This window comes from Burkholderia sp. Ac-20353, from assembly GCF_017104785.1.
GTDB lineage: Bacteria > Pseudomonadota > Gammaproteobacteria > Burkholderiales > Burkholderiaceae > Burkholderia.
This window is the reverse complement of sequence record NZ_JAAGPL010000099.1, coordinates 19,774-31,147: the sequence shown is the minus strand read 5'-3', so window position 1 is coordinate 31,147 and position 11,374 is coordinate 19,774. Positions and strand designations below refer to the sequence as shown.

Annotated in this window: 8 protein-coding genes, 1 tRNA gene and 1 pseudogene; 7 read left to right on the top strand and 3 right to left on the bottom strand. The window is 65.8% G+C overall.

Annotated features, from left to right (window positions below; genetic code table 11):
• From G3N94_RS25035 to G3N94_RS25025, 3 genes and pseudogenes are all read right to left on the bottom strand, one after another.
• Positions 1-269 (bottom strand): annotated as a pseudogene (locus tag G3N94_RS25035) (isochorismate synthase); the annotation flags it as partial.
• A gap of 50 nt (positions 270-319) precedes the next feature.
• Positions 320-2,464 carry a TonB-dependent receptor gene (locus tag G3N94_RS25030; protein ID WP_205795235.1) on the bottom strand — a complete coding sequence of 715 codons (2,145 nt, stop codon included), beginning with the start codon at positions 2,462-2,464 and terminating at the stop codon, positions 320-322.
• Positions 2,465-2,600: 136 nt separating this feature from the next.
• Positions 2,601-3,623, bottom strand: a complete 1,023-nt coding sequence (locus tag G3N94_RS25025) for an AraC family transcriptional regulator (RefSeq protein WP_241022056.1) — start codon at positions 3,621-3,623, stop codon at positions 2,601-2,603.
• Positions 3,624-3,780: 157 nt separating this feature from the next.
• On the opposite strand from G3N94_RS25025, the gene G3N94_RS25020 reads away from it, so the two are divergent.
• The 7 genes from G3N94_RS25020 (at position 3,781) to G3N94_RS24990 (ending at position 11,241) form a co-directional block, all read left to right on the top strand.
• Positions 3,781-4,902 carry an ABC transporter substrate-binding protein gene (locus G3N94_RS25020; RefSeq protein WP_205795236.1) on the top strand — a complete coding sequence of 374 codons (1,122 nt, stop codon included), beginning with the start codon at positions 3,781-3,783 and terminating at the stop codon, positions 4,900-4,902.
• A gap of 1 nt (position 4,903) precedes the next feature.
• Entirely contained in the window at positions 4,904-5,923 is a 1,020-nt protein-coding gene (locus G3N94_RS25015; protein ID WP_205795234.1) for an alpha/beta hydrolase-fold protein, read from the top strand.
• The gene (locus G3N94_RS25010) at positions 5,920-6,993 is read left to right on the top strand and encodes an iron ABC transporter permease (RefSeq protein WP_205795233.1); all 1,074 of its coding nucleotides are present in this window, start codon (positions 5,920-5,922) and stop codon (positions 6,991-6,993) included. Before G3N94_RS25015 ends, G3N94_RS25010 begins: the two co-directional genes overlap by 4 nt.
• Positions 6,986-7,798, top strand: coding sequence for an ABC transporter ATP-binding protein (locus G3N94_RS25005; RefSeq protein WP_205795232.1), 813 nt, complete (start codon positions 6,986-6,988; stop codon positions 7,796-7,798). Before G3N94_RS25010 ends, G3N94_RS25005 begins: the two co-directional genes overlap by 8 nt.
• Positions 7,799-7,918: 120 nt before the next feature.
• A tRNA-Leu gene (locus G3N94_RS25000) sits at positions 7,919-8,005 on the top strand.
• A gap of 155 nt (positions 8,006-8,160) precedes the next feature.
• Positions 8,161-9,387: an integrase arm-type DNA-binding domain-containing protein gene (locus G3N94_RS24995; protein ID WP_205795231.1), complete on the top strand. Its 1,227-nt coding sequence runs from the start codon at positions 8,161-8,163 to the stop codon at positions 9,385-9,387.
• 183 nt (positions 9,388-9,570) lie between these two features.
• Positions 9,571-11,241, top strand: a complete 1,671-nt coding sequence (locus G3N94_RS24990) for a hypothetical protein (RefSeq protein WP_205795230.1) — start codon at positions 9,571-9,573, stop codon at positions 11,239-11,241.
• The last annotated feature ends 133 nt before the right edge of the window (positions 11,242-11,374 follow it).

Below are 11,374 nucleotides of genomic sequence, written 5' to 3'. Positions count from 1 at the left end.
CGCGCGACCCGCAGCGCAGCAGGCGCATCGACGTCGAACGGCACCGCACCGACGACCGCCGCGCCGGCGTGCCCGTTCGCTCGGGCCTCGCGCAGCGAATCCGCGACGCGCGACGCAAGCGGCGTATCCGCGTGCGGGACGGCCTGCGCCGTGTCGGTCGCGAGCAGCGCATGGGCCGGCGTCGCGAGAAACAGCGGCGTATCGGGACGATAAATCTCCCAGATGTTTCGGGGTGCCAATAGTGTCGCGGGACGGGAAACCATGTTCATGGGATTGACCTCCAGATTGAATGGGCCGGCGCATGGCGCCGGCTGCGCCGTCACATTTCGGCCGTGAGGCTCACAGCTACGCGGCGCCCCTGATCGACGAGCCAGTTGCCGCTCAGCCCGTTCGCGCGTGTGCGATCGTCGACCGGGACCATCTTGTTCGTCACGTTCATCAACGCGAAATTGACCGAGAAGCGCTTGTCGATCCGGTAGCGGCCGCCGAGGTCGAACGTCGTCGTCGACGGCCGTTCGCGTACGCCCTGCGCGCCGTTGCGGAACGCCGCCCAGTATTCGTTGCCGATGTAGTTGGCCGTCGCATACAGGTCGAGCTTCGGCGTCGGCGCCCAGTCGACCTGCACGTTGAATTTGTGCTTCGGCGTCTTGTCGAGCGGCTGGCCGTCGAGCGAGCTGCCGTTGAATGCCTTCTCGCCGTTGCCTTCGCGGCGCGACTGCGTGAGCGTGTACCCGCCCGACACCCGCACCGTGCGCGACACGCGCGTGCCCGCGCCGAGTTCGAGCCCGTACAGCTTGACCCGGTCGATGTTGTCGTACTTGTAGATGTTGCGGCCCGGCGAACGCGGATCGGCGACCCCCGTGTCGTAGCTCGTGACCTTGTTCCTGAACAGGTTGTTGAACAGCGTCAGGCCCGCGTACGTGTCGCCCATGTCGTAGCGCACGCCGAGTTCCTCGGTCACGCTGGTTTCGGGCTTCAGGTCCGGATTGCCGCACAGCGTGCCGGGCACCGCACCCGCCGCGCCGCCCGACGTCATGCAGTAGCCCCCCGTGCTCTGGCGCAGCGACGGCGGCCGGAAGCCGCTCGATACGCCACCGCGCACCGTCCACGCCTGGGTGAGCTTGTACACGCCGTAGACGCGCGGGCTCACGTGGCTGCCGTAGCGCTCGTCATGATCGAGCCGCACGCCGGTCGTCAGCGTGAAGCGGTCGTCGAAGAAGTATTCGTTCTCGCCGAACAACGCCCACGCGTTGCGTTTGACGCTGTCCGAATTGAGCGTGTAGCCCTTCGGCACCGCGTCCTGGCTGCTGACGCCCGACAGCCGCGACCAGATATGCTGGCCGCCGACCGTCAGGATATTGCGCTCGCCCCACCACGGCACTTCGACCTTGCCCTCGAGGATCGTGTCCGTCAGCGCGGGCTTCACCGGCGAGCGCCCCACCGGCGTCCACTGGTCCTGCACGCCGCGCTCGCCGTACAGCGACAGCGTCGTGTTGCCGAAGCCCCAGCGGCCGTCGTGCGTGATCCCCCAGTAGTTGCGAACGTGGCGCGTCTCGGTGAGCGCGGTGGTCGCCGTGCGCGGCGTGAGCGGTGCCTCGCTCTTGCCCGGCGTGCTGAGATAGGTGAGCTGTTCGCGACCGACGTTCACGCTGATGTCCTGATTGCGGGTCGGCTTTGCGGACAGCTTCACGTCGAAGCTGCCGATGCGCTGCCCGTTCGCGCCGCTGGCGCCGCTCGCCGGGTAGTAGATGTCGTCCTCCCCCCGGTGCAGCAAGCGCCCGGACGCCTGCAGGCCGAGCACGTCGGACTTCAGCGGCCCGCCGAGCCAGAAATCGACGCTCTGCGTGTCGCCCTGGTTCGACTCGAGCTGCCACACGCTGCTCGCGGTGATCGACCCGCCCCAGCGCTTCGGCACCTTGCGCGTGATCACGTTGACCACGCCGCCCATCGCATCGGCGCCGTACAGCGACGACATCGGCCCGCGTACGACCTCGATGCGCTCGATCGCGGAGAGCGGCGGCAGCAGGTTCGACTGCACGCCCGCAGTGCCGCGGTTCATCGTTTCGCGGGTGTTCTGCCGGCGGCCGTCGACGAGGATCAGCGTGTATTCGCCCGGCATCCCGCGAATCGAGATGTCCTGGTCGTTCGGCGACCCGCCGACGACGCTCACGCCCTCGACCTTGCTGACGATCTCGGCGACCGATGTATACGGCTTCGCGTCGATCTCGTCGCGGGTGATCACCGAGATGCTGGCGGGCGCCTCCTTGATCGCCTGCTCGCGGCGGCTCGCGGTGACGACGATTTCCTTCATCATCGCCGGATCGCCGGACGCGGCCGATGCGGCCGACGCAGTGGCATCACCCTGTTTGTCAGGCGTCTGCGCGCACGCGCAGGACGCTCCCATCAGATACAGGCCGGCAACGACGGCCGGCTTCAACGCAAACTTCGCAACGTGACTCGACATGATGACGCTTTCGCTGCTCCACAATGTTATTGATTCTCATTTGCATTATGGAACCTGTAATGCGCCGAAATCTTTGCGAAAGCTTCGATCTTGTTTGCGCGCCGCCGCGATGCGGATCGGCATCGATGAACGCCGGTCAGCGCCGAACGCTGCGCCGCGCGAGCGTCGGCGTCACGCCGAAGCGGCGCTTGTACGCGGTCGCAAAATTCGCTGCGCTCGTGTAGCCGGCGAGCGCAGCGGCCTGCTTGACGCTTACCGCGTCGCGCTCGAGCGCGAGCCGCGCGCGCTGCAGGTGATGCTCGCGAATGAAGTCGAACACCGTCGTGCCGTAAGCGGCACGGAACTGGCGCTGCATCGCGTTCGCGCTCATCCCGGCGTGGCACGCGATATCGTCGAGCGACAGGTCCTGCGCGGCGTCGGTTGCGAGAAATGCGCGCAGCTCGGCCATCCGCCGGTAGTCGCGCGAGCCGAGCGCCATGTCCGACGCCTGCGACGCCTGCGGCGCCTGCGCCTCGAGCGGCGCGAACGCCTCGGCGAGCAGTTCGAGCACGCGGCTTTCCAGGTAGATCGCCTGCAGCATCGGCTGGTAGGACGGCGGCCGCACGATCTGCTCGGCGAGCGCGGTCGCGCGCGGCGTCGGCTGCCAGAAATGGATCGCCAGATGCGCGGACAGCATCGAATCGAGCCGCTCCGGCAACGCTGCGCGGCTCGCGGCCTGCAGATGCGCGAGCCATTCGCCGGACATCGCGAGGCTGAGCCGCCGCGCGTAGCCGCCCTTGCTCAGCCGACGGCGAAACGTGTCGGGCTGCAGCGCGTTGAGCAGGAACGACTGCATCCGCACATGCGGCCGGGCAACGTTCGGCCGCGTCGCGCTCGACCGCGCCGCGCCATCGCGGCATGTGCTGCGGCCGTCCGTCGTCAGCAGCACGCGCCGGTCGCCGTAGGACACGTCGAGCGCCCCTTCCAGCAGCAGCACGAGATGCAGGCCCGGCGTGCACTGGCCCGACATCACCGCGTCGAACTCGTCGGTCGCGTCGTCCGCGTGCACGCGCAGGCCGGGCCGCACTTCGCGGATCCGCGCGACGTGCGCTTCATGAGCATCGTGCGCGTCGTGTCGATGGCAATTGGAATGGAAAGCGCCCTGCGCCCACACAGTCATTTCGGATCCCCTCGGCGCGCGGTCAGTGCTCGCGCAAACTATTTAGTCGGTCACTCAAACGGACAGCGTCCGCTCCGGCCCCGTCTCTCGGCTACAATTAAATGCGAATGGTTCTCATTTATATCGTATCGGGAGTAACGTGAGAAAGACAAGCGGAATGTGGGCCGCGCTCGGCGTCTGGCTGTGCGGCTGGCTCTTGATGCACGCCGCGCATGCGGATACGACGACCGTCACCGACCTCGCCGGCCGCCAGGTCCGGCTTCCCGCGCGCGTCGAGCGCGTGCTGCTCGGCGAAGGCCGGCTGCTGCCCGCGCTTGCGGTCGTCGACGCCGGCGACCCGACGCGCCGCCTCGTCGGCATGATGGGCGACTTCGAACAGCTCGATCCGGCAAGCTACGCGCAGTGGCTCGAGCGCTTTCCGCGGCTGCAGGACGTGCCGCGCATCGGACGGTCGCAGGCCGGCAGCTTCAGCGACGAACGCGCGCTCGCGCTGCGGCCGCAAGTTGCGATTTTCGGGCTGGGCGGCGGCCACGGGCCCGGCGAGCGCGATCGCGAGACGCTGGCGCGGCTCGAGGCCGCGGGCGTCGCGATCGTGTTCGTCGATTTCCGACACGATCCGCTCGTGAACACGCCGCGCAGCATCGCGGTGCTCGGCCAGGTGTTCGGCGCGCCGCAGCGCGCGGCCGACTTCAATGCGCTGTGGCAGGAACAGCTCGATCTCGTCCGCACCCGCCTGATGACGGCCCGCGCCGCCGCGCCGACGGTGTTCCTCGAGAGCCGCGTCGGCCTGTCGAGCGACTGCTGCGAAACGATGACGGGGATGCTCGGCAAACTGCTCGACGCGGCCGGCGGCGACAACGTCGCGAAAGGCCGCGTGCCGGGCGAGCACGGCACGCTGAACCCGGAATACCTGCTGAGCCGCCAGCCCGATTTCTACATCGGCACCGGGATCGGCTCGGCGCGTACGCTGCAGAGCGCGCCGCAGCGCATCGCGCTCGGCGCCGGCGTGACGCGGGAAGCGGCCGTCCGTTCGCTCGACCGCGCGCTCCAGCGCCCGACGATCGCGCCGCTGCGCGCGGTGCGCGAACGGCGCGCGTATGCGATCTGGCATCACTTCTACAACTCGCCGTTCAATGTCGTCGCGGTGCAGGCGATGGCGAAGTGGCTGCATCCGGATCTGTTCGCCGATCTCGATCCGCGCCGCACGTTCGACACGATGGTGCGCCGCTTCCAGCCGGTCGCGCTGAACGGCGAATACTGGATCCAGGAAGGATCGTGACATGACCGGACATCCTTCCTCCCCTTCCCCCGTGCGTCGCGGCCTGCTGGTCGCCGGTTTCGCGGGCGCGCTCGCGACGCGCGGCGTGTCCGCCGGCGCTGTGTCGAGTGTGTCGAGTGTGTCGAGCGTGTCGAGCGTGTCGAACTTGCCGAACTTGCCGAACGTTTCGAATGCGTCGGCATGGCCCGCCGCCGTCGACGCGCCACCCGTCCGCCTCCCCGCCAGCCACCAGTTCGACGTAACGGTCGCCGGCGTGGCCCGGCGCCTGTTCGTCGCGCTGCCCGCCGAGCGCCCGGCAACCGGGCCGCATCCGGTGCTGGTCGTACTCGACGGCAACGCGCTGTTCCCGCTCGTCGCGCCGCTCGTGCGCAATCGCGCGGTGCGGCCCGACGCCGCGCACGAACCCGCGCCGGTCGTGATCGGCATCGGCTATCCGACCGACGCGCCGTACGACATGCAGGCGCGCGCCGACGACTACACGCTCGCGCCGTTGCCGAACGGACAGGGTCTCGCCGCGGACCGCTTTCTCGATTTCATCGAGCAGGACGTGCAACCATGGCTCGCGCGTCAATCGCAGATCGACACCGGCCGGCAGACGCTGTTCGGCCACTCGTATGGCGGCCTGCTGACGCTGTATGCGCTGCTGACGCGCCCGCACCTGTTCCGGCGCTACGTCGCGGCGAGCCCGTCGATCTGGTGGGGCGAGCGCGCACTGCTGCCGTATGCCGACCGGTTCGCCGCGCACGCGGCGCCGCTCGATCCGTCGCTTCGCGTCGTTGTGACCGCAGGCAGCCTCGAGGAAGGCGCACCGAATCCGGACCCCGAGCGCATGCGCCGGCTACAGGCGCGCAAACAAGTCAGCTCGGCCCGCGACTTCGTGCAGCGCGTGGGCCGCCGGGTGGGTCTCGACGCCACGTTCCGGCTGATCGACGGCGAGGATCACGGCGGCGTCGTGATGCCGAGCGCCGCGCTCGCGGTGCGCGTCGCGTGCGCGCCGGGCCAGCGCGAGGACGCCGCATGAGCACGGCCGCGCCTGTCCCGTCCCACCCGCCCGCTTCGCTGCGGGTCCGCTACCGCGCAATCGCCGCGCGGCGCATCGGCGCGCTCGCGGTGCTGGCCTGCGTGCTCGTCGCGCTGCTCGTCGTCGACATCGCGACCGGCCCTTCGTCGTTTCCGGTCACAGATATCGTCGCCGGGCTGTTCCGTCCGGACGCGCTGCCGCTCGAGCAGCGCGTGATCCTGTGGAACGTGCGCCTGCCCTACGCGCTGATGGCGGTACTCGTCGGCGCGGCACTCGGGCTTGCCGGCGCCGAGATGCAGACCGTGCTGAACAACCCGCTCGCGAGCCCGTTCACGCTCGGCATCGCCGCGGCGGGCAGCGTCGGCGCATCGCTGGTCGTGATCTCCGGCTGGCACCTCGTGCTGTGGAACGAGAACCTCGCGCTGTCGCTCGGCGCATTCGGCTGCGCGCTGTCCGCGACGCTCTTGATCGTCTGGCTCGCGTGGCGGCACGGCGCGACGACCGAAACCGTCGTGCTGTTCGGCATCGGCCTGATGTTCAGCTTCGAGGCGCTGCTGTGGCTTCTGCAGTTCATCGCCGATGCGAACGCGCTCCAGCAGATCGTGTTCTGGAGCATGGGCAGTCTCGCGCGGGCGACCTGGAGCAAGATCGCGATCCTCGCGTGCGTACTCGCCGCCAGCGTGCTGTGGAGCGCGCCGGGCGTCGCGTCGATGACCGCGCTGCGCGCCGGCGAGGAACAGGCGCGCAGCATGGGGATCGCGGTCGAGCGGCTGCGGCTCGTCACGCTCGTGCGCATCAGCTTGCTGTCGGCGACCGCGCTGTCGTTCGTCGGCACGATCGGCTTCGTCGGCCTGGTCGGCCCGCACGTCGCGCGGCTGCTGGTCGGCGATGACCATCGCCACTACCTGCCCGGCGCGGCGCTCGCCGGCGCGATCATGCTGTCGGCCGCGTCGGTGCTCAGCAAGACGCTCGTCGACGGCGTCGTGCTGCCGATCGGCATCATCACCGCGCTCGTCGGCGTGCCGCTGTTCATGACGCTGATCAGCCGTCGCAGGAGGCTCGATGGATAACCCGCAACAGGCGCTGCGCATCGACGGGCTCGATGTCGCGTACGGCGCGCGCACGGTCCTCGCGCGGCTGTCGCTGCGGCCGGTGCCGCCCGGCAGCGCCGTCGCGCTGCTCGGCCCGAACGGCGTCGGCAAATCGACGCTGCTGCGCGCGCTCGCCCGGCTCGTCACGGCGCGCGGTGCCGCGACGCTCGGCCAGCACGACCTGCTGCGCAGCGCGCGGCGCGACCATAGGCGCCGCGTCGGTTACCTGCCGCAGACGCTGCCGCAGCCGACGTCGCTGCTCGTCTACGAGGCGGTACGCGGCGCGCTGCGCGCGACCTGTGGCGGCTTGTCGGCCGACGCACAGGATGCGCGCCTCGAACGCGTTTTCACGCAGTTGAACCTGCATACGCTCGCGACAACGCCGCTCGACCGGCTGTCGGGCGGACAGCGCCAGATGGTCGGGCTCGCGCAGGTGCTGGTGCGCGAAACCCCGCTGCTGCTGCTGGACGAGCCGACGAGCGCGCTCGACCTGCGCTGGCAGTTGCTCGCGCTGGAGGCGATGCGGGACGCGGTCACACGCCGCGGCGCGATTGCGCTCGTCGCGATGCACGACCTGAATCTCGCGGCCCGCTTCTGCGATCGCCTCGTGCTGCTCGGCAATGACGGCGTGCTGGCCGACGGCGGAGTCGCCGATGTGCTGACGCCCGGGAACCTGCGGCGCGCCTATCGGGTGGATGCGCGGATCGAGCGCACCGCGTCGGGCGATTATGTGGCGCTCGCCGAAAGGGCCGCGTCGATGGAGGATTCGGTGTCGACGAGCTGAGCGCGGCTTCATCGGGCCCTCGAGTCCGGTATTTTTCAACCGGGATCGAAAAACCTGTTGACAGCCTTCGCGACTGCTCTATAATTGCGTTCTTTCGCGATGCAGCAACAAGCGAAACGTGCCCAGGTGGCGGAATTGGTAGACGCACTAGGTTCAGGTCCTAGCGGTGGCAACATCGTGGAGGTTCGAGTCCTCTCCTGGGCACCATCTGTTGTTCCGGCGAAAGCCGATGTAGTCCGAGAAACCCCGTAAGATCAACGTCTTACGGGGTTTTTTGCTTCCGCGGATGGCCGTCGTCTACCGGTGGCATCGACGATTTTTGCGTATACTCTTGCGTATACACGGAGTCGAGGTGCCGAGCGATGCCCAAACGCGCCGAACCGAAGTCCGAAGTGGTGTTTCGCGTTGCCAAACCGCGCGAGCGCCCTTACCTGCTCGCGGACGGAAACGGGCTTGCCTTGCGCATCTGGCCGGACGGAAGCAAAACGTGGCTGCTCCGCTATCGCCGCCCAAGTACTGGGAAGGAGAACTTTCTCAGTCTTGGCCCATATCCCGAAGTTGCGCTCGTCGACGCGCGCAAGTCTGCCGCGATCGCGCGTAGTCTCGTGCGTGATGGTACTGACCCGGTCGAGCACCGCAGAGCCGAAGCCGCTGCACGCAAACGCGCCGCTGCAGGGGCGTTCCATCTCGTCGCAGAGAATTGGCTCGCGTTCAAACGCAAGGAGTGGGCCGACGAGACTTACCGCAAAGCGGAGTTCGTGGTTCGGCAATACCTGATCCCGCCACTACGCAACAAGCCCATCTCAACGCTCGCGACATCGGAAGTCAAACCGGTGTTGGAAGCAATAGCGGCGCATGCCCCCAACCTCGCAACCAAGGCGCGCCAATACGTGGGCGGCATCGTGACCTACGCGATCCACCATAGCCTGAGAGAAGACGGTGTCCCGTTATCGCTGCGCGGCGTCATCCCTCGACACGAGAAAGGCCACATCCCGGCGATCACAAAGCCCGCCGAGATTGTCCCGCTCGTGCAAGCCATCAATACCTACAAGTCGCCGATTACGAGGGCCGCGCTGAAGCTGACCATGCTCACGGGCTTACGCCCCGGAGTGGTCGCAGCCGCGCCGTGGGATGAAATCGATCTGAAAGCGGGCGAATGGCATGTTCCGGCCGTGCGGATGAAGATGGGCCATGACCATATCGTGCCCTTACCTAGGCAAGCGGTTACGTTGCTCGGCGAATTGCAATCCCTCACAGGCCGTGGACACTATGTGTTTCCGTCTCCAGCTCGTCAGAAGACCCCGCATTTGCATCGAGACGGGTTAAGCAAGGCTCTGCGCGAGATGGGTTTCCAAGGAAAACACGCGACTCATGGGTTCCGCGGCATGCTGCGAACGGTTGGCAGGGAGCGGCTCGGCATCGACATCGATGTTCTCGAAGCGCAACTCGCACACGCGAAACGAGGCGACGTGCAGAAGGCCTACGACAGGACAACTTTCGACGACGATCGTCGCCGCGTGATGCAAGAGTGGGCGGACTATATCGACGGGCTATGCAGACCAATGCCGGCAGGTGGCGCAGTCGATTGAAATTGCTGTTCCGTCACCGTCCAGGCGTGTCCTCCCTGCTCCCTCTTGCCATAAAATGACTCGAACATTCGCCCTACAGATTGAGAAGCGCGCTCTGCTCCGATGAACATACACTCGTCCCCCACAAATGCTGTGCCGCGTGATGCGAGCGCTAGCCAGCCTCCTGAGACGCAGCGAGTACTGTTGAATCGCCTGTTGGAGCAGATGCTGTCCCTGGATTTTGGCGTGCCCGCGCTCAAGTTCCGGGCCGAAAACTACTCAGAAGTCGCAACGCTCGATCAACTGGAAGCGAGTGGCTTGATCAAACGAGAAAACGATATCTACGTTGTCCGATCGCCTGCCCTGTCCTTCCTGGATGCGGAGCCCGCGCGACGCCTTTTGTCAAACATTGAGCGTGTGTATGCCGTTCTTCGAGCCCAGTATCTCCAGGCCCAGCAGGCACAAGTTCCCATTACTCTGTTAGCTGCCCAAGCTCAGCTTTCAGTCTTGGATACCACCGCAGCGCTGCAGATGATGCTGGATACCTCTGGCTGGTGCGTCGGTTGGTCGACCGATATCCGGAAAGAGGACGCCTATGTCTGCCCCGGAGAAGGCATCCTGAAACACGAGACCTACGCGCGGCTTATTGATGAAGTGCGAAGCTGGAGCGCACCTCGTGCCTCGTTGCAACCGTTTGACATCATCCCAACGATTGACTTCGGAGACCGTGAGCCGGAGCGCGACGTGGAGCGCGTGCTGCCGCCGGCACAGGCTGACGCAGTCCTATCCGTGGCTGACGACCTTGAAGGCATGAACTTCAGCCTCAACGACTACTACGACGACATTGAACCCCAAGGCGTCATCGACAACGTCCTCACCGGGAAAATCAACACTCTGCGTGTGTACTGCGAAACCATCGGCTGGTGCGGTTTGGCTCGACGACTGCAAGCGCTAACTCCTCTGCGGGGCGACGCTGTTGAAGCGATGGAACTCGTCAAAAGTTTCATCGTTCCTGAGGTTCGTCGGCTCATCATCCAAGTAACGACGAATCCCATGGAGGTCATCCACATGGACAACGTGCTTCGAGCGTGGCCTGCGGTTCGGGCTTGTCTGCAGGAGTTTCGTTTCGATGACATTAAGGAGGTAGCCGGCCTTGCAGGCTTTGAAGTCACAGCCACGGCTCATCTGGTGCAGAAGACGCAGGGCGGTGCTACCAAGGGCCAGTTGATGTCGGCGATAGACGAGCAAGTCGGGAGGATGGACTCACATACCAGATCCCGCTTTCTAACAATCCTCATAGAAGAAATTCTTCGGCGACGGTCCGAGATGCAGGAGAAGCTTTCCGAGTATTTAAGCCGGCTGGGTTGGTCATTCGTGAATCAGATGCTCGTGCCGCTGGAGGTGTTCGACATCAGCATCTTGGCAGATACACCCGGTGAGTCTCACAAGGACCTTTTGAAGGCGGCCCAACGCTTGCGTGACGGTGACTTGGGCGGCGCCATCTCTGCAGCATGCGGCGCAGTGGATACTGCCACGTCAAAAGTCTACGAAGAGCAAAGTCTTGGAGATCCGACAAAGGCCTCATTCCAAGAACGATGCAAACGAGCCGCCTTGGCCAAGGGAGTGCTGACCGAACTTGATCGCCAGCTCGATGCGCTAGGATGGCCTCAGGCTGAGGTTGCTCCTTTCAAGAAGAACCTGGAAGGTGCCCTCAATCAAGGAGCCTATGTGATGCAGACACTTCGCTCTCACATGGGCGATGTCCACGGCACCAAACCTATTTTGAGGTCGCTGGTGTTCGATTGCCTGCGATGGGCGGAGCTTATTGTCGGCTCGCTCGTGGAGCGTTCAGACGCTCCCCTGAAACAACGATAGCAGCGGCTGTAACTATCTAACCCTCCCTTTTTTCAGCTAGTGTATATCGAACGAAGCCAGTGCTCATAGGGCGCGGCATATCAAATTTACCTTTCCACGTATAGGCGCGAGATGCCGAGCATAGATAACGTTG